General features: G+C 73.7%; 4 protein-coding genes and 1 pseudogene. 1 reads left to right on the top strand and 4 read right to left on the bottom strand.

Features of this window, described 5'->3' with window-relative positions; all coding sequences use genetic code 11:
- The 4 genes from ACIO5D_RS36765 to ACIO5D_RS36750 form a co-directional block, all read right to left on the bottom strand.
- On the bottom strand, positions 1-1,644 hold a 1,644-nt coding region (locus tag ACIO5D_RS36765; RefSeq protein WP_400800578.1), incomplete at its 3' end, for a type I polyketide synthase.
- A gap of 58 nt (positions 1,645-1,702) precedes the next feature.
- Positions 1,703-6,676 (bottom strand): type I polyketide synthase, encoded by a 4,974-nt coding sequence (locus tag ACIO5D_RS36760; RefSeq protein ID WP_400800583.1) that lies wholly within the window; start codon positions 6,674-6,676, stop codon positions 1,703-1,705.
- Positions 6,673-19,863 carry a type I polyketide synthase gene (locus tag ACIO5D_RS36755; RefSeq protein WP_400800575.1) on the bottom strand — a complete coding sequence of 4,397 codons (13,191 nt, stop codon included), beginning with the start codon at positions 19,861-19,863 and terminating at the stop codon, positions 6,673-6,675. The genes ACIO5D_RS36760 and ACIO5D_RS36755 overlap by 4 nt, the downstream gene beginning before the upstream one ends.
- Positions 19,864-20,135: 272 nt before the next feature.
- Positions 20,136-22,886 (bottom strand): AAA family ATPase, encoded by a 2,751-nt coding sequence (locus ACIO5D_RS36750; protein ID WP_400800580.1) that lies wholly within the window; start codon positions 22,884-22,886, stop codon positions 20,136-20,138.
- A 284-nt stretch (positions 22,887-23,170) separates the two neighbouring features.
- Between ACIO5D_RS36750 and ACIO5D_RS36745 the strand changes: the two are divergent.
- Positions 23,171-23,322, top strand: a pseudogene (locus tag ACIO5D_RS36745) (metallophosphoesterase); the annotation flags it as partial.
- Positions 23,323-23,397 lie beyond the last annotated feature (75 nt).

Raw genomic sequence — 23,397 nt, 5'->3', positions numbered from 1 at the left:
GTTTTCCGCGAGCACGACCGCGCGGTGCTCGAACAGGGCGCGTGAGGACACCAGCGAGAAGCCCACCCCGCCCAGCTCCGTACCGGCACGGCCGTCCACCAGCGCACCGAGCCGTTCGGCCTGCCCCCGCAACGACCCGGCACTGCGCGCCGACACCACCAACGGCACCACACCCGAACCCAGCGGCGCAGCAGTGGCGGTGGGCTCGTCCTGCTCGTCCTGGGCCGGGGCGTCGGACGCCCCGGCCTCGGGGACGTCCGCCGGGGGTTCCTCGATGATCGTGTGGGCGTTGGTGCCGCTGGCCCCGAAGGAGGAGACGCCGGCCCGCTGGGGCTCCTCGCCCCGCGGCCACGGCCGGGCCTCGGTCAGCAGCCGCACCGCGCCGGACTCCCAGTCCACCTTCTGCGACGGCTGGTCCACGTGCAGGGTCGCGGGCAGCACGCCGTGCCGCAGGGCCATCACCGTCTTGATGATCCCGGCCACGCCGGAGGCCGCCGCCGCGTGACCGAGGTTGGACTTCAGCGAGCCCAGCCACAGTGGCCGGTCCGCGGGCCGCCCCTGACCGTACGTCGCCAGCAGGGCACCGGCCTCGATCGGGTCGCCCAGCGTCGTCCCCGTACCGTGCGCCTCCACGATGTCGACCTGTTCGGGCTTCAGCCGGGCGTTGGCCAGCGCGGCCCGGATCACCCGCTGCTGGGCGGGGCCGTTCGGCGCGGTCAGGCCGTTGCTGGCGCCGTCCTGGTTGATCGCGCTGCCCCGGACGACGGCCAGCACCGGGTGCCCGTTGCGCTGGGCGTCGGAGAGCCGCTCCAGCAGCAGCACACCGACGCCCTCCGCCCACACGGTGCCGTCGGCCGCCGCGGCGAACGCCCGGCAGCGGGCGGTCGGGGACAGGGCCCGCTGACGGCTGTACTCGATGAATCCGGTCGGGGTGGCCATCACGGTGGTCCCCCCGGTCAGCGCCATCGACGACTCGCCCTTGCGCAGCGACTGGCAGGCCAGGTGCAGGGCCACCAGCGACGACGAGCAGGCGGTGTCGACCGTGAGGGCCGGCCCCTCCAGGCCGAGGGTGTACGCGACGCGGCCGGACAGGATCGCGCCGGAGGCACCCAGCGACATCTGGCCTTCCAGGCCTTCGGGGAGGTCCGTGACATTGCTGCCGTAGTCGAAGTCCGTGGCCCCGATGAACACCCCCGTCCGCGAGCCGCGCAGCGAGGCCGGAGTGATCCCGGCGTGCTCGAGCGTTTCCCAGGCGACTTCCAGCAGCAGCCGCTGCTGGGGGTTCATCGACAGCGCCTCACGTGGCGAGATGCCGAAGAACGGGGCGTCGAACCGGTCGACGCCGTCGAGGAATCCGCCCTCACGGACGTAGGTCCTGCCCTGGCGATCCGGGTCCGGGTCGTAGAGCGTGTCGAGGTCCCAGCCGCGGTCGGTGGGGAACGGCGCGATCGCGTCCCGCCCCTCGGCGACGAGGTCCCACAGCTCCTCGGGGGTCCGTACGCCTCCCGGGAGGCGGCAGCCCATCGCCACGACGGCGATCGGCTCGTGCTCCTTCTCCTTGAGTTCCTCCAGGCTCTGACGGGCCACGCGCAGATTGGCGGTTGTCCGCTTGAGGTAGTCGCGAAGCTTCGCTTCGTTCTCCATCACTCGTCAGCTCCTCGAAGACCGTGAAACGGAAGGCCGTGGGTGGGTGTGCGGTGGTTCATGCGATGTCGTCGAGTTCCTGGTCCAGGAGGTCGAACATCTCCTCGTCGGTGGCCGCCTCGAGGTCGTCGACGGCGCTCTGCTGCCCGGGGGCGCCGGACCAGGTGCGCAGCAGGGACTGCAGGCGTTCGGAGACCGCGGCGCGGGCGGCCTCGTCGGCGCCCACCGTGGCCAGTGACGCCTCCAGCCGGTCCAGTTCGGCGAGGACGGGCCCGGCGGGCGAGCCGCCGTCGGGCAGCAGTTCGGCGTCGAGGTGGGCGGCGAGAGCGGCGGCGGTGGGGTGGTCGAAGACCAGCGTGACCGGCAGCCTGAGCCCGGTGGCCACGCTCAGGCGGTTGCGCAGCTCCACGGCGGTGAGCGAGTCGAAACCCAGCTCCTTGAAGGCCCGGTCGGCCTCGACCGCGGTGGAGTCGGGGTAGCCGAGTACGACGGCGGCCAGCGACCTGACCAGGTCGCGCAGCACCCGCTGCCGGTCCGCGTCGCCCAGCGGGGCGATGCGCCGCAGCAGGGCCTCGGAGTCGTCGCGGTCCTCGCCCTCCGGGCCCGATGCGGACGTGAGGGCCGCCAGGGCCTCCGGCAGGTCGCGCAGCAGGGGCAGCGGCCGGCCGGCGGCGAGCGCGGGCGCGAACCGTTCCCAGTCGAGGTCGGCGACCACCTGGAACGGCTCGTCGCCGCCCGCCGCCCGCAGCAGCGCGTCGCCGGCGCGGTCGCCGGGCATGGGGGCCGCACCGCGGCGCCGCAGCTGGTCCGCCACCGCCGCGTCGATCATCCCGCCGTCGGCGAGAGCGCTCCAGGCCACCGAGGTGGCGGCCAGCCCGTCCGCGTGCCGCTGCCGCGCGAGCGCGTCCAGGACGGCGTTGGCCGCGGCGTAGCTCCCTTGACCGGCGGCGCCCACGGTGCCGGCGATGGAGGAGAAGAGTACGAACGCGGACAGGTCGCAGTCCTTGGTGAGTTCGTGCAGGTTCAGCGCCCCGGTGACCTTCGGCCGCAGGGTCCGGTCGGCCTCTTCGGCCGTCAGGGAGTCGAGGACGCCGTCGTCGAGCACACCTGCGGCGTGCACCACCGCGGTCACCGGCAGGTCCCGCGGCAGGGAGCCCAGCAGTTCGGCGAGCGCGGCGCGGTCCGCGACGTCGCAGGCCGCGACCGTGACCCGGACACCGGACGCGGTGAGTTCGGCCTCCAGTTCCCCGGCGCCGGGTGCCGCGCCGCCGCGCCGGCTGATCAGCACCAGGTGCTCGGCGCCCTCCCCGGCCAGTCTGCGAGCCACTCCGGCGCCCGCCCCGCCGGTCCCACCGGTGATCAGGACGGTGCCGCCGGGCCGCCAGCCGGCTGCGGGGGGCGGCGCGGCGGCGCGGAGCAGACGGCGGGCGAACACGCCCGGGCGCCGCACCGCGAGCTGGTCCTCGGACTCGCCGCCGCCCGCGTCGGCCCGACCGGCGAGCACGGCGGCCAGCCGGGCCAGGGCCCGGTCGTCGAGGACCGCCGGCAGGTCGACCAGGCCGCCCCAGCGCTGCGGGGACTCCAGACCGATCACCGCGCCCAGCCCCCAGACGGCCGCCTGGGCGGGGCTGTCGAGCCGGTCGGAGGCGTCGGTCGACACCGCTCCCCGGGTCGCCAGCCACAGCGGTGCCTCGGTCCCGGTGTCGCCCAGCGCCTGAACCAGCGTCATGGTGAGGGCGAGCCCTGCGGGTACGGACGGGGCGCCGGGCTGGGGTGCCTCGTCGAGGGCGAGCAGTGAGAGCACCCCGGCGGGTGCCGCGTCGGTGTCCTTCAGCGTCGCGCCGATCAGCTCGGCCAGGGCGGTGCGGTCCGTGCCGGTGGTGATCTCGACGGGGACGAGGTCCGCGCCGAGGCCGACGAGGCCGGTGAGAACGGCCGTGACCGGCTGGTCCGCGGTGTGTCCTGCCGGTACGGCGACGAGCCAGGTGCCGGTGAGCGGCGCGGCGGCCGGCTCGGGGAGCGGCCGCCAGCCGATCCGGTACCGCCAGGAGTCCAGCGCCGCGCCGTCCGTCCGCCGACGGCGCCACGAGGACAGCAGGGGCAGCGCCGCCCGCAGCGCGGCGGCCGTACCGGGGTCCGCGGCCTCGGCCGCGTCGCCGGTGCCGGCGCCGAATGCGGTGCCGGCGTCCAGCGTCGCGGCCAGCGCCGGGAGGTCTTCGCGCTCCACCGCCGCCCAGAAGGCGGCTTCCGCCGGGTCCTGCCCGGTCGCGGACGGCGCGACGGCGGTCTCCAGCCAGTAGCGCTGCCGCTGGAACGGATAGGTGGGCAGGTCCACCGGGCGGGTGCGCCGCCCGGTGTGGACGGCCGCCCAGTCGACCGCGGCACCGCGGACGTACGCCTGTGCCAGCGACAGCAGCATCCGGTCGGGGCCGCCCTCGTCGCGGCGCAGCGAACCGACCACGGCCGCCTCCGCGCCGACCGCCTCGATGGTCTCCTGCACGGCGAAGGCCAGGACCGGATGGGGGCTCACCTCGATGATCACCCGGTGGCCCGCGGCCAGTATCCGGCGGGTGGCCTGCTCCAGCTGGACCGTCTGCCGCAGGTTCCGGGCCCAGTACTCCGCGTTCAGGACGGAGGTGTCGACGGGGCCGCCGGTGACCGTCGAGTAGAAGACGGTCTCGGACGGGCGGGGACTGATCGGGGCGAGGAGTTCCAGCAACTGTCCGTGGATCCGCTCCACCTGCCGCGAGTGCGAGGCGTAGTCGACGGGGATGATCCGTGCCCGGACGCCGTCGGCCTCGCAGGACGCCAGCAGCTCGCGCAGCGCCTCGGGTTCGCCGGAGACCACCATCGAGCCGGGGCCGTTGACCGCCGCCAGCGACAGACGCTCGCCCCACGGCGCCATGCGCTCGACGAGTTCGTCCTGCGGCAGCGAGACCGACATCATCCCGCCGTCCCCGGACAGCGCCCGCAGCGCCCGGCTGCGCAGGGCGACCACGCGCGCGGCGTCCTCCAGCGACAGCGCGCCCGCCACACACGCCGCCGCGATCTCCCCCTGGGAGTGACCCGCCACGGCGGCGGGCTCCACGCCGTGGGAGCGCCAGACGGCGGCGAGGGCCACCATCACCGCGAACAGCAGCGGCTGGACCACGTCCACGCGTTCCGTCGAGGGCGCGCCCGGCGCTCCCCGCACCACCTCGTCCAGCGACCAGTCCACGAACGGCGCCAGGGCGCGCTCGCAGTCGGCCATCGTCCGGGCGAACACGGGCGAGGTTTCGAGCAGTTCTCCCGCCATACCCGCCCACTGCGAGCCCTGGCCGGGGAACAGGAAGACCGGACGGGTGGTGTTCACCGCGACGCCCTCGGCCAGCCCCGCGGCGGCGCCGCCGGCGGCGAGCGCGTCCAGAGCGGTGCGGAAGTCCTCGCGGGTGCGGCCGACCACGACCGCGCGGTGCTCGAACGCGGACCGGGTGCGGGCGAGTGCCGCCCCGATCTCGGCCGGGCCGTACTCCGGGTGGCGGTCCAGGTGCTGGCGCAGTTGTACGGCGCGGGCCCGCAGCGCGGCGTCGGTACGGCCGGACAGCGTCCACGGCACCGGGGCCGGGGCCGCCGCGTCGTCCGTCTCCGGGTCTTCCTCGGCCGGGGCCTGCTCCAGGATGACGTGCGCGTTGGTGCCGCTGACCCCGAACGCCGACACCGCGCCCCGGCGTGGGCGTCCCAGCTCCGGCCACGGCGTCTCGTCGCGGAGCAGCGACACGGCGCCGGCCGACCAGTCCACGTCGTGCGAGGGCTCGTCGATGTGCAGGGACTTGGGCAGCACTCCCCGACGGATCGCCAGGACGGTCTTGATGATCCCGCCGACCCCGGCGGCCGCCTGGGTGTGGCCGATGCTGGACTTCAGCGAGCCGAGCCACAGCGGCTGACCGGCCGGCCGGCCCCGGCCGTAGGTGGCCAGCAGCGCCTGTGCCTCGATGGGGTCGCCGAGCCTGGTGCCGGTGCCGTGCGCCTCCACCATGTCGACGTCGGCCGTGGTCAGTTCGGCCGCGGCCAGCGCCTGCTGGATGACCCGCTGCTGGGCGGGGCCGTTGGGCGCGCTGAGGCCGTTGCTCGCGCCGTCCTGGTTGATCGCGCTGCCCCGGACGACCGCCAGCACCGGGTGCCCGTTGCGCCGCGCGTCCGACAGCCGCTCCAGCAGCACCATGCCCGCGCCCTCGCCCCAGCCGGTGCCGTCGGCGGCCGCGGCGAAGGCCTTGCAGCGGCCGTCGGGGGCCAGGCCGCGCTGACGGCTGAACTCGACGAAGACACCGGGGTTGGCCATGATCGCGGCGCCACCCGCCAGGGCCAGCGAGCACTCGCCCCGGCGCAGCGACTGAACGGCCAGGTGGAGGGTCACCAGCGAGGACGAGCACGCGGTGTCCAGGGTGACGGCGGGCCCTTCGAGACCGAGGGTGTAGGAGATCCGGCCCGAGGCCACGCTGGTGACGTTGCCGATCAGCAGATGGCCCTCGACGCCCGGGTCCGCCACCGCCGGGTCCCCGCCGTACTGGAAGGAGGTCGCGCCGACGAAGACGCCCGCTTTCTCCCCCTTCAGCGACAGCGGGTCGATCCCGGCGCGTTCGACGGCCTCCCAGGAGACTTCGAGGAGCAGCCGGTGCTGCGGGTCCATCGCCAGCGCCTCGCGCGGCGAGATCCCGAAGAAGGCGGGGTCGAACTGGCCGGCGTCGTAGAGGAAGCCGCCCTGCCGGGTGTAGCAGGTGCCGGAGACGGCCGGGTCCGGGTCGTAGAGGGCGTCCACGTTCCAGCCGCGGTCGGTGGGGAACGCGGAGACCGCGTCCCGGCCCTCGGCGACCAGCTCCCACAGGTCCTCGGGCGAGCGGACCCCGCCGGGGAAGCGGCAGCCCATGCCCACGATCGCGATCGGCTCCCGCTCCTTGTCCTGCACCTCCTGCAGGCGCTGGCGGGCCCGGTGCAGGTCGGCGGTGACCCGCTTGAGGTAGCCGAGAAGCTTCTCTTCTTGCTCGTTGGCCATCAGGACGCCCCGAAGTCGTTGTCGATCAGATTGAAGATCTCGTCGGCGGAAGCAGCCATCAGCTGCTCCTCGACCGAGGCCGCGGCGCCGCTCTGCGGGGCGGTGCCAGCGGTGCTTTCGAGCCGTGCCACGAGGCTCTGCAGGCGGGTGGTGAGCCGCTCCCGTACGCCGGTGTCCGCGGTGAGCTCCGCCAGCGCCTGCTCCCACCGGTCCAGGTCGTCGAGGACCGAGTCGGCCGTCATCGGCTGCTGCGGGAACAGCTCGGCCCGCAGGAACCGGGCGAGCGGAGCCGGGGCGGGATAGTCGAAGATCAGCGTGGCGGGCAGCGACAGCCCGGTGGCGGCGTTGAGCCGGTTGCGCAGCTCCACGGCCGTGAGCGAGTCGAACCCCAGCTCCTTGAAGGCGCGGTCGTCGGCGATCGCGTCCGGGGTGGAGTGTCCGAGGACGGCCGCGGTGTGCGTACGCACCAGATCCGTCAGCAGCCGCTCCCGCTCGGCGTCCGGCAGGCCGGCCAGGCCGTCCGTCACGCTGCCGGTGCTCTCCGGTGCGGCGGCCCCGGGTTCTGCGGCCGCTTCCAGCGCCCGCCGGACCTCGGGCAGTTCGTCGATGAGCGGGCGGCGGCGGGCGGCGGTGAAGCCCGGCACGAACCGGTCCCACCGGACGTCGGCGAGGACCAGCGTCGTCTCCTGGCGGGCCAGCGCCCCGTGCAGGGCCGCCACCGTCAGGTCCGGCGCCATCGGGGGCAGCCCCCGGCGGCTCAGGTGCTCCTCCACCCCGTCGCCCTCGATCATGCCCTTGTCCGCCCAGGGGCCCCAGGCCACCGAGGTGGCCGCCAGGCCGCGGGCCCGGCGCTTCTCGGCGAGCGCGTCCAGGAAGGAGTTGGCCGCGGCGTAGGCGCCCTGGCCGCCGCTGCCCCAGGCGGCCGCGACGGACGAGAAGAGCACGAATGCCTCGACGCGGGGCCCGTCCAGAAGCTCGTCGAGATGGACGGCTCCGGACACCTTGCCCTCGGCCATGGCCGCGAAGTCGGCCGGCGTGCTGTCGGCGATCTGCTGGAAGTGGACCACCCCGGCGGCGTGGAACACCGCACGCACCGGCGATCCTTCGGCCTCCAGGCCGTGCAGCAGCCCGGCCAGCGCCGCACGGTCCGCGACGTCGCACGCGGCGACCGTCACCCGGGCGCCCAGGCCCCGCAGTTCGGCCGCGAGGTCCGCGGCGCCCGGCGCCGCGGAACCGCGCCGGCTGGTGAGCACCAGGTGCTCGGCCCCGGTACGGGCCAGCCAGCGGGCCACCTGCGCCCCCAGACCGCCGGTGCCACCGGTGATCAGAACGGTGCCGTTGGGCTGCCACTTGACCTCGTCGGCCGGCGCGCCCAGCGGGGCGTGCACCAGCCGACGTACGAACACGCCCGCGGTGCGCACCGCCAGCTGGTCCTCGTCGCCCTCGGCGGCGAGGACTCCGGCCAGCCGGGCCGCGGCGCGCTCGTCGACGGTGGCGGGCAGATCGACCAGGCCGCCCCAGCGCTCGGGGTGCTCCAGGCCGACCACGCGGCCCAGGCCCCAGACGGTCGCCTGCTCGGGGCGGTCGACGGGGTCGGTCGGGCTCACCGAGACGGCGGTGCGGGTCGCGAGCCACAGGGGGCAGTGGATCCGCGTGTCCCCGAGCGCCTGCACCAGCGCCAGGTTCAGCGCCAGACCGTACGGCAGGACCGGGCGCCCCGGGTGCGGACCGTCGGCGAGGGCGAGCAGGGACAGCACGCCCGCCGGTGTCTCGCCGGCCGCGGCCTCCCGCAGCCGGGCGGCGACCGCGTCGCGATCGTCCTCGGCCAGTTCGACGGTGACCGCCCGCGCTCCGCGCTCCCGCAGGGCGCGCAGGACGGCGGCCTGTGCGTCGCCGCCGGCTCCTGCGGCCGGAACCGCCGGAACGGCCACCAGCCAGGTGCCGGACAGGACGCCGCGCGGCTCGGCGGCCACCGGGTGCCAGGCGATCCGGTACCGCCACGCCTCCGTGGTGGCGTGGTCGTTCTGCCTGCGGCGCCAGGAGGACAGCAGGGGCACCATGCCGCTCAGCGGCGTGGCGGGGTCGACTTCGAGCATCGCGGCCAGCGCGTCCGGGTCCTGGCCCTCGACCGCCTCCCAGAAACGCACGTCCACGGAGTCGGACGACGACGCGGAGGCGATGCCGTGTGCTCCGGCCGTCGGCGCGTCGGGGACGGCGGGTGTCGCGAACCAGTAGCGGTCGCGTTGGAAGGCGTAGGTGGGCAGGTCGATCCGGTGGGGGTTGTGTCCGGTGAAGAACGCGTTCCAGTCGATGGTGAGGCCGAGGGTGTGCATGCGGGCCAGGGCGGTGACGGCGGTTTCCTCCTCGGGGCGGTCCTTGCGCAGGAGGGGGATGAACTGTCCGTCCTGGACGCAGGACTGGCCCATGGCGGTGAGGACTCCGGCGGGGCCGAGCTCGATGAAGCGGGTCACTCCGCGGGCGTTGAGGGTTGTCATGCCGTCGTGGAACCGCACCGAGTCACGGACATGACGCACCCAGTACTCCGGCGAGCACACCAGCTCCGGTGCGGCGATGTCGCCGGTCACGTTCGACACCAGGGGGATGCGCGGCTCGGAGTATTCGAGGCTCTGCGCGATGTGCCGGAATTCTTCCAGCATCGGTTCCATGCGGGGGGAGTGGAAGGCGTGGCTGACCCGCAGCCGCGTGGACTTCCAGCCGCCGGCGGCCACGACATCGAGGACGGTGTCCTCGTCCCCGGACAGGACGGTGGAGGTGGGGCCGTTGACGGCGGCGACCGCCACCCGGCCCTCATGGCCGGCGAGGAACGGCAGCACGTCCTCTTCCGGGGCGATGACCGAGACCATGGCCCCGCCTGTGGGGAGGGCTTGCATCAGGCGGCCTCGGGCGGCCACCAAAGCACAGGCGTCGGTGAGGGACCACACCCCGGCGACGTGGGCTGCCGCGAGTTCGCCGACGGAGTGCCCGACCAGGAAGTCCGCCCGCACGCCCCAGGACTCGACCAGGCGGAACAGCGCCACTTCGACGGCGAACAGTGCCACCTGCGCATACGCGGTGCCTTCCAGGAGCGCCGCCGCAGGGTCGGACGGATCGGCGAAGACGACCTCACGCAGCGGACGGTCCACAAACCCGTCCACCACCGCACACACCTCGTCGAACGCCGCCGCGAACACCGGGAACACCCCATACAACTCCCGACCCATACCGACCCGCTGCGCACCCTGACCGGTGAACATGAACGCGGTCGGGCCGTCGGTCGCCTGCGTACCGGTGGTGTCGTCGTTCGCGACTTCTTCCAGGGCACACAGCAGTTCTTCGCGGTCGCGCCCGGTCACGGCGGCGCGGTACTCGAAGGCCGTGCGGGCGGTCGCGAGCGAGAAGCCCACGTCCACGGGTGACAGTTCCGGCGACGCCGCCACCTGCTCGCGCAGCCGTGCGGCCTGGGCGCGCAGTGCGGCCGGGGACTTGCCCGACACCACCCACGGCACCACGGAACCAGTGCCCTCGGGCGCAGCCGGCGACGTGGCCGAGGGTTCGTCGTCGGTTTCCGGTGCCTGTTCCAGGATGGTGTGTGCGTTGGTGCCGCTGATCCCGAACGCGGACACACCGGCCCGGCGCGGGGCGCCGGTCTGGGGCCAGGGGCGGGCCTCGGTCAGCAGCTCGACCGCGCCCGCCGACCAGTCGACGTGCGGGGACGGCTCGTCGGCGTGCAGGGTCGCGGGCAGCACGCCGTGCCGCATCGCCATCACCATCTTGATGACGCCGGCCACACCGGAAGCGGCCTGCGTGTGACCGAGGTTGGACTTCAGCGCCCCCAGCCACAACGGCCGCTCCACGGAACGCCCCTGGCCGTAGGTCGCCAGCAGGGCACCGGCCTCGATGGGGTCACCCAGCGTCGTCCCGGTGCCGTGCGCCTCCACGACGTCGACCTGTTCGGGCTTCAGCCGGGCGTTGGCCAGCGCGGCCCGGATCACCCGCTGCTGCGAAGGGCCGTTCGGCGCACTCAGCCCGTTGCTGGCGCCGTCCTGGTTGATCGCGCTGCCCCGGATCACGGCGAGCACCCGGTGCCCGTTGCGCCGCGCGTCGGACAGCCGCTCCAGGAGCAGCATTCCGGCCCCCTCGGCCCAGCTCGTTCCGTCGGCGGCCGCGGAGAACGCCTTGGAGCGACTGTCGCGGGCCAGTCCGCGCTGCCGACTGAACTCGATGAAGAGGCTGGGGGTGGACATCACGGTGACACCGCCGGCCAGCGCCATCGAGCACTCGCCCCGGCGCAGCGACTCCGCCGCCAGGTGCAGCGCCACCAGCGACGACGAGCAGGCCGTGTCGACCGTCACCGCCGGGCCCTCCAGGCCCATGGTGTACGCGATGCGGCCGGAGACCACGCTGGCGGCCTTGCCGGTCAGCAGGTAGCCCTCCAGGTCTTCGGGCAGCTGCCGCAGGTGCGAGGCGTAGTCCTGCCCGTTGGTGCCGATGAACACGCCCGTCGGCGTACCGCGCCGGCTGGACGGGTCGATGCCCGCGCGCTCCACGACCTCCCAGGAGGTCTCCAGCAGCAGGCGCTGCTGGGGGTCCATCGCCAGCGCCTCACGCGGCGAGATCCCGAAGAACTCCGGGTCGAAGTCGTAGGCGTCGTAGAGGAATCCGCCTTCCTTGGCGTAGGTCTTGCCCCGCTGGTCGGGGTTGGGGTCGTAGAGCTCTTCGACGTTCCAGTTCCGGTCGGTGGGGAAGGTGGAGATCACGTCGCCGCCGTCGGCCACCAGCCGCCACAGGTCCTCCGGGCTCCGCACGCCGCCGGGGAACCGGCAGCTCATCGCGACGACGGCGATCGGGTCGTCGTCCGAAGCGGCGGCCGCTCCCGCCGTCGCCGGCGCGGGTGCGGCGGTGTCCGGCTCCCCGAGTGCGGCGGTGCGGATGTGCGCGGCGAGTGTTTCGGGGGTCGGGTAGTCGAAGAGGAGACTGGTCGGCAGCCGCAGCCCGGTGGCCGTGTTCAGCCGGTTGCGGAGTTCCACCGCGGTCAGCGAGTCGAAGCCGACCTCGCGGAACGCCCGGGTCGGGGCGATCGCCTCCGGGGAGCCGTGCCCGAGGACGGCCGCGGCGTGCGAGCGCACCAGGTCCAGCAGGAACCGGTGGCGCTCCGGCTCGGGCAGCCCCGCCAGCTGCTGGGCCAGCGAGGAGGTGCCGGAGTCGGCGAGGCCCTGTGCCGCCCGCCGGTTCGGCATCCGTACCAGGCCCCGGAACAGGTGGGGTACGGGCCGGGTGTCGGCCTGGGCGCGCAGCGCCGCCAGGTCCAGGCGTGCCGGTACGAGCGCGGCATCGCCCACCGCGAGGGCGGTGTCGAACAGGGCCATGCCTTCCGCGGAGGGCATGACGGCGACGCCGGACCGTGCCATCCGCTGCACATCGGTGTCGTCCAGGTGGACGCTCATGGTGCTGCGCTCGGCCCACAGGCCCCAGGCCAGCGACTGGCCGGCCAGGCCGTGCGCCCGGCGGCGGTGGGCCAGGGCGTCCAGGAACGCGTTGGCCGCGGCGTAGTTCGCCTGGCCGGCGCCGCCGATGGTGGCGACGACGGAGGAGTACAGCACGAAGGCGGTCAGGTCCAGGCCGGCGGTCAGCTCGTGCAGGTTCACCGCCGCGTCCACCTTGGGCCGCAGGACCGCGTCGACCCGCGCCGGGGTCAGGGCCGCGACGACGCCGTCGTCCAGGACGCCGGCCGTGTGGATCACCGCGGTCAGCGGATGCTCGGCGGGTACGCGGGCCAGCAGGTCCGCGAGCGATTCGCGGTCCGCGACGTCGCAGGCGGCCACCGTCACCGAGGCGCCGGCCGCGGTCAGTTCGGACCGCAGCTCCTTCGCGCCCTCGGCGGCGAGTCCGCGGCGCCCGACCAGCAGCAGGTGCCGTACGCCGTACTCGGTCACGGCGTGACGGGCTGCCAGGGCGCCCAGCGTCCCGGTTCCGCCGGTGATCAGTACGGTGCCGTCCGGGTCGAAGCGCGGGGGAGCGGCCGGGGCGTCGGCCGGTACCCGGGCGAGCCGGGGAGCGAGCACGGCGCCGGCGCGGACGGCGCTCTGCGGCTCACCGGAGGCCAGCGCGGCCGGGAGGGCGCGCAGCGACTCCGGGTCCGCGTCGAGGTCCACGAGCACGAACCGGTCCGGCTCCTCGGTCTGCGCGGACCGGATCAGCCCCCACAGGGCGGCGTGGGCCGGATCGGGCACGTCCTCGTCGGGGGCGGTCGCCACCGCGCCCCGGGTCACGAACACCAGCCGGGAGGAGGCGAACCGCTCGTCGGAGAGCCAGCGCTGTACGAGCGCCAGCGCCCGGTGCGTGACGTCCCGTACGGCGTCCGCGGTCCCCGTGGCGGTGCCGTGGGGCAGGGTGCAGGCCGTCAGCACCGTGTCCGGTGCGGCCGTGTCCGGTGCGTCGGCCGGGTCCGCGTCCATGCGGAAAGCCGGCAGGTTGAGGCCGGCACGCAGTCCGAGGCCGTCGTCGCCGAGGACCGCCCATCGGCGGGGCCCGGGCGATCCGCCGCCGGATACCGGGCTCCACGTCACGCGCTGCAACGACTGGTGGAACGCGGGCCGGCCGCCCTGGATCTCCTCCGGGCGGGTCGCCCGCAGCGCCACCTCGTCGATGGCCGCCACGGGCCGGCCGGTCGGGTCGGCGAGCGCGACGGACACCCCGTCGGGGCCGGTGGGGGTCAGCCGGACGCGCAGGTGGGACGCACCGGTCGCCTGGAGCGAGACGCCCTTCCAGGCGAACGCCAGCCGGGCGTCGTGGTCCGCGCCCGCGGCACCGTCGTCGTCACGGCCGACCGCGTCCGCCGCGCCCAGGGCGGCCTCCAGCAGCGCGGGGTGCAGGCCGAACAGCGCGGCCTCGCCCGTGGTGTCCTCGGTGAGGGCGGCCTCGGCGTACACCTCGTCGCCGAGCCGCCACAGGGCGGTGATCCCGTCCGCCCCGGCGCCCTCCGCCGGAACCGCGCCGGCCGGCGGCCAGGCCGTCAGGTCGAACGGCTCAGCCGTGCCGCCGGCCGCCAGGAGACCTGTGGCATGCCGCCGCCAGGGCTGCTCCGGCCCGGCCTGCTCCGGCCGCGCGTACACCTCGATCGTCCGGCGGTCGTCCTCGGCCGCGCCCAGACGGACCTGGATCACCACCGCGCCCTCGGCGGGAAGGGCCAGCGGCGCTTCGACGATCAGTTCCTCGATCCGCTCGTACCCGACGTGGTCCCCGGCGCGGACGGCGAGTTCGACGAAGGCGCTGCCCGGCAGCACCGGGGTTCCCAGCGCCGTGTGGTGGGCGAGCCAGGGGTGCGTCCGCACGGCGAGGCGGCCGGTGAACAGATAACCGTCCGCGCCGGCCAGGGCGACCGCGGCGCCGAGCAGCGGGTGGTCGGCCGGCTCCAGACCCGCCGTCGACACGTCACCGGCCGGGGCGGGGCGGGAGAGCCAGTGCAGCTCGCGCTGGAAGGCGTAGGTCGGGAGCTCCACCCGCCGCGCGCCGTGCCCGGCGAAGACGGCCTCCCAGTCGGGTTCGATCCCCTGGACCTGGGCCTGCGCGAGGGAGGTGAGAAAGCGCCGCGCTCCGCCTTCCTCGCGGCGCAGCGTTCCCACGACGGCGATGTCGGCCCCGGCGTCCTCGGCCGTCTCCTGGAGAGCCGTCGCCAGCACCGGGTGGGGGCTGCATTCGACGAATCCGGTGCAGCCCGCGGCCAGCAGCTCCCGCCCGGCCTGCTCGAATTCGACCGTGTCGCGGATGTTCCGGTACCAGTAGCGCGTGTCCAGCTCGCGGGTGTCCAGCCGGCCGCCGGTCACGGTGGAGTAGAAGGGGATGCGGGAGGCCAGCGGCGTCACCGTCCGCAGCCCCTCCAGCAGGCGGTCGCGGAGGATGTCCACCTGGGCGGAGTGGCCGGCGGTGTCGACACCGCGGATCCGGCGGGCCTGGACGCCCTCGGCCTCCAGCGCGGCAAACAGCTCGTCGAGCGCCCCGGGGTCGCCGGAGACGGTCACGAACCTCGGGCCGTTGACGGCGGCGATCGACAGCCGGTCGGACCAGCGCCCGATGCGTTCGCGGGCCTCGTCCGCGGGCAGGGAGACGGCCATCATGCCGCCCTTCCCGCTGAGTTCCGACCACAGCAGGCTGCGTAGCGCCACGATGCGGGCCGCGTCCTCGAGCGTCAGACCGCCGGCGACGTACGCTGCGGCGATCTCGCCCTGGGAGTGTCCGACCACGGCCGCAGGCTCGATCCCGTACGACCGCCACACGGCCGCCAGCGACACCATCACCGCGAACAGCGTCGGCTGGATCACATCGATGCGGTCCAGCGAGGGCGCGTCCGGTTCGCCGTGCAGCACGTCCAGCAGCGACCAGCCGACGAACGGCCGGAACGCGTCGGCGCACGCCCGCAGTTGCCCGGCGAAGACGGGGGAGTCGTGCCACAGTTCCTGTGCCATGCCGAGCCACTGCGAGCCCTGGCCGGGGAAGACGAAGGCGACTCTGCGCCGGTCGCCGCCCGTGGCCTGCACCAGGTTGGGCGCGGTCGTGCCGTCCGCGAGTGCGGTGAGTCCCTGGAGGAACCCCTCGCGGTCGTCCGCGACGACCGCGGCGCGGTGGCCGAACGCGGTGCGCGTGGTGGCGAGGGAGTACCCGGTGTCGGCGAGTCCGGCGCCGGGGTGGGCCGCGAGGTGCGCACGCAGCCGCTCGGCCTGTGCCCGCAGTGCCTGTTCCGTCCTGCCGGAGATCGTCCAGGCAAGGGGACCGGGGAGGGCGGCGGAGGTTTCCGGCTCCGGGTCCGCCGTGGCCGTGGTCGTCCCGGCGGCGCACTGCCCGCCGGAGTCCTGCGCGGGCGGTGCGTCGGCCTCCTGCGGGGCCTGCTCGATGATGGCGTGGGCGTTGGTGCCGCTGATGCCGAAGGAGGAGACGCCGGCGCGCCTCGGGCGCCCGGTCGACGGCCACGGCGTCGGGTCGGTCAGCAGCCGTACGGCGCCCGACTCCCAGTCCACGTGCGGAGACGGCTCGTCGACGTGCAGGGTCTGCGGCAGCAGGCCGTGGCGGATGGCCATCACCATCTTGATGACGCCGGCCACACCGGCCGCCGCCTGGGGGTGGGCGAAGTTGGACTTCAGCGAGCCGAGCCAGAGGGGCCGTCCGTCCGTCCGGTCCTGGCCGTAGGTGGCGAGCAGCGCCCCGGCCTCGATCGGGTCGCCGAGGGCGGTGCCCGTTCCGTGCGCCTCGACGGCGTCCACGTCCCGGGCGGACAGGCCCGCGTCGGTGAGCGCCGCCCGGATCACCCGCTGCTGCGAAGGGCCGTGCGGGGCGGTCAGGCCGTTGCTCGCGCCGTCCTGGTTGACGGCGCTGCCGCGGATCACGGCGAGCACCTGGTGGCCGTTGCGCCGGGCGTCGGACAGCCGTTCCAGCAGGAGCATGCCGACGCCCTCGCCCCAGCCGGTGCCGTCCGCCCGCGCGGAGAACGCCTTGCAGCGGCCGTCGGCGGAGAGCGCCTTCTGCCGGCTGAGCTCGACGAAGATGCCGGGGCTGGACATCACGGTGACACCGCCGGCCAGCGCCAGGGAGCACTCGTCGCGGCGCAGCGACTGTACCGCCAGGTGGATGGCCGTCAGGGAAGCCGAGCAAGCGGTGTCCACCGAGACGGCGGGGCCTTCGAGACCGAGGGTGTAGGAGATCCGGCCGGAGATGACGCTGGTGGTGCTGCCGGTCAGCAGGTAGCCCTCGTACCCCTCGGCCGGCTCCTCCATGCGGGGCCCGTAGTCCTGGGGCATGGCGCCGACGAACACCCCGCAGCGGCTGCCCTTCAGCGACGCGGGCCGGACACCCGCGCGCTCCAGGGCCTCCCAGGAGGTTTCCAGCAGCAGGCGCTGCTGGGGGTCCATGGCCTGTGCCTCACGGGGGCTGATGCCGAAGAAGGCCGGGTCGAACCAGCCCGCCTCGTGGAGGAATCCGCCTTCCCGGACGTAGCTCTTGCCCTGCTTCGACGGGTCGGGGTCGTACAGGTCCGCCAGGTCCCAGCCGCGCTCGGTGGGGAATCCCGACACGGCGTCCCGGCCGGCGGCGACCACGTCCCACAGGTCTTCGGGGGTCCGTACGCCTCCCGGGAGCCGGCAGCTCATCGCGACGATGGCGATCGGGTCGTGGTCGCCTTCGGCGGCGGTCGGCGGCCGGGACGACGCGGGGAGGGCGGCGTTGCGGTCCTGCGCGCCGAGGTCTGCGGCGTCGGCGGCGTCCGCGGCATCCACGGCGGACGAACGGATGTGGTGGGCCAGGGCCGCGGGTGTGGGGTGGTCGAAGAGAATCGTGCCGGGCAGTCGCAGTCCGGTGGCGGCGTTCAGCTGATTGCGCAGTTCGACCGCGGTGAGCGAGTCGAAGCCCAGTTCCTTGAACGCCCGGTCCGTGTCGATCGCTTCGGGCGTGGTGTGGCCGAGGACGAACGCGGCATGCTTGCGGACGAGTTCCTCGACGGCCTGCTGCCGCTCGGCCTCGTCGGGCAGGGCGGCCAGGTGGTCCCGCCAGGTGGACGGCTCCTCGGTGCCGGCGGCGTCGAGCTCGGGGACCGGTGCGTCGAGCCAGTAGCGGTCGCGTTGGAAGGCGTAGGTGGGCAGGTCGATCCGGTGGGGGTCGTGTCCGGTGAAGTAGGCGTTCCAGTCGATGGTGAGGCCGAGGGTGTGCATGCGGGCCAGGGCGGTGACGGCGGTTTCCTCTTCGGGGCGGTCCTTGCGCAGGAGGGGGACGAACTGTCCGTCCTGGACGCAGGGCTGGCCCATGGCGGTGAGGACTCCGGCGGGGCCGAGCTCCACGAAGCGGGTCACTCCACGAGTGCTCAGGGTTGTCATGCCGTCGTGGAAGCGCACCGATTCACGGACATGGCGCACCCAGTACTCGGGCGAGCACACCAGTTCCGGTGCGGCGATGTCGCCGGTCACGTTCGACACCAGGGGGATGCGCGGCTCGTGATAGGTGAGGCTCTGCGCGATGTGCCGGAATTCTTCCAGCATCGGTTCCATGCGGGGGGAGTGGAACGCGTGGCTGACCCGCAGCCGGGTGGACTTCCAGCCGCCGGCGGCCACGACATCGAGGACGGTGTCCTCGTCCCCGGACAGGACGGTGGAGGTGGGGCCGTTGACGGCGGCGACCGCCACCCGGCCCTCAAAGCCGGTCAGGAACGGCAGCACGTCCTCTTCCGAGGCCACGACCGACACCATCGCCCCGCCTGTGGGGAGGGCCTGCATCAGGCGGCCTCGGGCGGCGACCAAAGCACAGGCGTCGGTGAGGGACCAGATCCCGGCGACGTGGGCTGCCGCGAGTTCGCCGACGGAGTGCCCGACCAGGAAGTCCGCCCGCACACCCCAGGACTCGACCAGGCGGAACAGCGCCACTTCGATGGCGAACAGTGCCACCTGCGCATACGCGGTGCCCTCCAGGAGCGCCGCCGCAGGGTCGGACGGATCGGCGAAGACGACCTCACGCAGCGGACGGTCCACAAACCCGTCCACCACCGCGCACACCTCGTCGAACGCCGCCGCGAACACCGGGAACACCCCATACAACTCCCGACCCATCCCCAGACGCTGCGCACCCTGACCGGTGAACATGAACGCCGTCCGGCCGTCGGTCGCCTGCGTACCGGTGGTGTCACCGGAGGCCAACGCCTCCAGGGCGATGGCCAGTTCACCGGTGTCGCGCCCGGTCACGGCGGCGCGGTACTCGAACGCGGTGCGGGCGGTCGCGAGCGAGAAGCCCACGTCCACGGGTGACAGTTCCGGCGACGCCGCCACCTGCTCACGCAGCCGCGCGGCCTGGGCGCGCAGTGCCGCCGGGGACTTGCCCGACACCACCCACGGCACCACGGAACCAGTGCCCCCGGGCGCAGCCGGCGACGTGGCCGAGGGGCGCGCCGTCCCCGACCAACTCGACAGCACCATGTGGCAGTTGCTGCCACCCATGCCGAACGAGCTGACGCCGGCGATCAGGGGTCCGTCGTCGGGGCGGGTCCACGCTTCGAGCTCGGTCTGGACGCGGAGGTTCAACGCGTCGAGCGCGATGGCGGGGTTGGGCGTCTCGAAGTTGAGGCTTGGCGGGAGTTCCCGGTGGCGCAGGGAAAGGACGGTTTTCAGCAGGCCGGTGATGCCGGCCGCGCCTTCCAGGTGGCCGACGTTGGTCTTGGCGGAGCCGACCCGCAGCGGGGCGTCGGCGGACCGGGCCGCGCCCAGTACCGCTCCGAGGGCCGCCGCCTCGACCGGGTCACCGACCTTGGTGCCGGTGCCGTGCAGCTCCACGTACTGCACCTCGGCGGGGTCGACCCCGGAGAGCCGGTAGGCCTCGCGCAGCACTTCCTCCTGCCCGGCCCGGTCGGGCGTGGTCAGGCTGAGGCCGCCGCCGTCGTTGTTCGTCGCGGAGCCGTGGATCAGGCAGTAGACCCGGTCGCCGTCGGCGACCGCCCGGGAGAGCGGCTTCAGGACCACGAGGGCGCCGCCCTCGCCCCGGACGTAGCCGTTGGCCCGGGCGTCGAAGGTGTAGCACCGGCCGTCGGGCGAGAGGGCTCCGAACCTCGACGCGCCGACGAAGCTCTCGGGGGCGATGTTGAGGTTGACGCCGCCGGCCAGCGCGATGTGCGACTCTCCGCGCCGCAGGCTGTCGCAGGCCATGTGGACGGCGACCAGTGACGAGGACTGGCCCGTGTCCACGACCATGCTGGGGCCGCGCAGTCCGAGGGTGTAGGAGACGCGGTTGGCGATGATGCCGCGCTGCAGTCCGGTCAGCGAGTGCTGGGTGAGGGCCGGCAGGCCCCGCTGGTGCTGGAGGGCCGCGTAGTCGTCCGCGATGGCGCCGACGAACACGCCGGTGCGGCTGCCTGCCAGGGAGGACGGGAGGGCGCCCGCGTCCTCCAGCACCTCCCAGCCGAGTTCGAGCACGAGGCGCTGCTGCGGATCCATGGCGGCGGCTTCCCGCGGCGATATGCCGAAGAATGCCGGGTCGAACCGGTCGATCTGCTCGATGAATCCGCCCCGGCCGGTTTCCCGGCCGGGTCCGGTGGCCCCGGAACGGTTCTCGGGTATTCCGGTAATGGCGTCGGCGCCATCACGGAGCAGTGCCCAGAATTCGTCCGGGGTGGTCACGCGCGGAAGGCGGCAGGCCAGTCCGACAACGGCGATCGGATCGTTGTGCATCTCGGTGTTCCCAGACATCGCGACTCGGATTGCCTCTCCACAGAAAAATCAAATGCGGAAGCAGAATTGGGCAGCTGGAGCTGGTGGGAGGCTATCGCGCACGGTCAGGGGGACCAACCCCTAATTTCTCGAATGCCACCCCCTACGGCATTCCTGGCAGTTCAGGGGCTTCCGCAGGGGTCCCCGCCGGTCACGGTTCTCCATGTGTCGTCGAATGGTCTCTTCCGGCCCGCTCCCGACAGGTCGTCACCATCCGTGTCCGGCCGGTTTCGTCAGGCGATTCCGGATGCCATGGGGAGGCGGTCCACGCCGAGGTCCATCACGAGCTGCCGCCGCCCACGGATGTTGAGCTTTCGGTACACGCGGGTGAGGTGCTGCTCGACGGTGCTCACGGTGATGTACAGCTCGGCCGCGATCTCACGGTTCGTGGAGCCCCGTGCCGCGAGGGCGGCCACCCGTATTTCCGAATCGCTGAGTCTGGAGATGGGGCTGGACTCGTTGTCGTCCGCCCGGGACTGCTCATGCGCCTTCAGCCGGCCCGGCCGAATGGCTTCGCACAGGGCGTCGGCCCCGCACTCCTTGGCCAGCCGCCAGGCCTGGTCCGTGATCGCGCCGGCCCTGCTGAACTCGCCCAGGGCCCGGTGCGCCCGGCCGAGGTCGGCCAGGGCGCGGGCCAGTTCCAGCCGGTCGCCGGACCTCTCCAGTTCCGCCACCGCCAGGGTCAGTGTCCGGGGACGCAGCGCGGGTTCGCCGAGCCCCGCGTGCAGCCGTAGCGCGGTTCCCCGGATACGGGAGCTGCCGGTCTCGTCGAGCTGGCGTCTGATCAGGCGCTCGGCGGGCTCGCGCTCGCCGATGCGCAGCCATGCCTCCGCGGCGTCCATGTTCCAGGGCAGCAGCACGGGCTGGTCGACGTGCCACTGCTTGGCGAGCCGCCCCGCCGTGAGGAACTCGCCGAGTGCGGCGTGCGCCCGGCCCGTCGCCAGGTAGTAGTGTCCCCGGGCTCGCAGGTACTTCAGCCCGTAGACGCTCCGGAACACGCTGTCGCGGACCGGGCGGCTGAGCTGGCGGGCCGCCGCGTTCAGCCGTCCCATGGCCGTGTAGGCGAGGATCTGGGTGGCGATCGCTCCTGCGGCGAAGACGCTGCCGATCTCCTCCGTGACCCCCTCCAGGGAGTCGGCGGCGTACTCCACCGCCTTGTGCAGGTTGCCCTGTGACAGGGAGATCTCGCCGCGGATCATGGCGAGTATGGTCCGCCAGCCCGGTGTCTGCCATCCCCGGGCCTCGCCGGTCAGCAGCTGCCACCGCGCCTCGATCTCGGCCGCGCAGCGGTTGCCCCGGGCCAGGGCGGACAGGGCGGTCACGGCGGGCTCGAACGTCGCCTCGGTGAGCGCCAGTAGCTGCAGTGAGCCCTCGGCGACGAGGGCGGTCGGCTCGTTGCGGACCGGGCGCGCCGGGGTGGGGCCGGGCAGTGTCACGGCCGGCGCGGCGGAACCGCAGGCCGGCGTCGTCGGCGTCGAACCGATCAGTGCGGTGTCGAGGATCCCGCGCACGTCCGCCGTGCCGGGATCGTCCTTTCCCGCGCCGCCGAAGTGGTGCAGCGTCCGTCGCGCCTCCTCGACCCGCCCCAGCGCGAGCAGCAGCCGGGCCAGCGGACCGGCGCAGGACTCGGGAAGCCGGTCGCTGTCCAGCAGGGCGAGGGGCTCCATGAGATGGGTTTCGACCGCGGAGGGGTCCAGCCGCAGCAGGACGGCCGCGAGCCTGAGCCGGATCTCGACGCGCTGTGCCGGGTCGGCGCAGGTGGCGCAGGCGAGTTCCAGGTACCTCACCGCCAGGGGCACGTCGCCGGCGAGCACGTGCTCGGCCGCGCACCGCAGGACATCGACGGCCCACGGCTCGAACGAGGTCGAAGACCCGGCGGCCAGCAGGTGTTCGGCGACGGTGAGGCCGCTGCCACCGGCGCGGCGCAGCTGTTCGGCCGCACGCCGGTGCAGGGCGGCGCGTCCTTGCGGCGCCAACTCGTCGAGCAGTGTCGTCTGCACCAGCGGGTGGCGCAGCGCGCAGCCGTCCATCAGCCCGATCGCGTTCAGCGCCTGTACGCCGCGGGTCACGGTGCCGCGGCTGACGTCCAGCATGAGGCTCAGCAGCTCGGGCGACGCCGCGCGGCCGAGCACCGACAGCCCCTTCACCAGGTCCTCGGCGATCGGGTCGGAGCGTCTCAGAATGCTGCGCACCGCGGCGATGAAGGCTTCACCGACCTGGGGCTCGGCCGGCGTCGGGGCGCGCCCCTGCGCGGCGGCGGTGTGATGATCCTCCAGTAAGGCCCTGAGAAGGAGCGGATTACCGCCGCTGACGGTGTGCCAGGACGGGGCGCGATGGTGCGCCTCGGCCGCCCCGAACGTCTCGCCGAGCACCTCGGCGACGTCATTCGGGCGAAGTGGGCGCAGGAAGAGCCGGAGCAGGTTCGGGTGCTGAAGGAAGAGGGTGCGCAACGCCGGGTCGCGGTGCCGCTCGTGGGCGGTCTCGGTCAGGACGAGCAGCAGCGGGTCGGTGCGTACGGAGCGTGCGGTGGCCAGCAGGTGGCGCAGCGTCGGCGCGTCGACGTGCTGCGCGTCGTCCACCAGGACCACCACGGGCACGCGGGCCGCGAGGTTGTGGAGGGCCAGGCAGAAGGCGCGTTCGCCGGACGGCGTTTCGGCCGTTGCGGTAGCGTCGGGGGCGGCGGCACCGGCGGGGGTCCGCACGCCCAGTGCCGCCCGCAGCGGCGCGTGCTCCGGGGCCGGCAGCGCGGGGTCGTGGAGCAGCTGGCGCAGGGCCGCCAGCGGAACCTCCCGCTCCCCGGGGTTTCCGGTGATACGGAGAACCACGGCCCGGTGCTGCTCCAACTGCCGTGCGAATTTCGCTAGGATTGCTGTCTTGCCGAATCCGGCCGGCCCTTGGAGAACCACAACGCCTGCATTGCCGGAGAGGCAGCGGGAGAATTCATCCACAAGCTTGGCAAGTTGCTCTCCTCTGCCGGTCAGCATGCTCAACACTCCGAATCCTTGGTCAGATTGCCGACGGCCGGGTCCCGTATGGCTGGCGGCAGTTGGGGGGGATGGTACCCGAGCGATGAGGACAGTGATCAATGCTGCGGACAACGCCCGATCACCAGGGAGGATAGGGGTTCCGACACCGGGGAAGATAGGGGTGTCGGCGGGCGAAGATAGGGGTATGCACGACAGTCGCCGCCGCGATACTTCACTGCTGTGACACTTTTTCACCCGCTTATGCGGGACGGCCGCACCCGCACCGTTCACTGCGCCGGCCGATGAACCACGGCCAGCTGCCGGGGATAAGCGACCTGCACGTCGCCTATCCCGAAAACCGGGACATTGTCGAGAAGCTGCGCCCGGAATCCGACCGGGACTGGCTGCTCGTGGCCGGCGACGGGGCGAGCTGGTCGCCGATATCGAGCGGGCGCCGGGCGTCCCGTGAGTGGAAGCGTCCCCGTCACCCGCGTACCGTTCCCCGCCGCATCCTTCCGGCGCCGTCGGC

It is taken from the genome of Kitasatospora sp. NPDC087315, assembly GCF_044744345.1.
Classification (GTDB): Bacteria; Actinomycetota; Actinomycetes; order Streptomycetales; family Streptomycetaceae; genus Kitasatospora.
The sequence above is the reverse complement of the archived record's forward strand: the minus strand, read 5'-3'. Positions and strand labels throughout refer to the sequence as shown.

Bases quoted from the DNA above. Each gene is read 5' to 3' on its own strand.
- ACIO5D_RS36755 (WP_400800575.1), bottom strand. From the start codon at position 19,863: ATGCACAACGATCCGATCGCCGTTGTCGGACTGGCCTGCCGCCTTCCG.
- ACIO5D_RS36750 (WP_400800580.1), bottom strand. From the start codon at position 22,886: ATGCTGACCGGCAGAGGAGAGCAACTTGCCAAGCTTGTGGATGAATTC.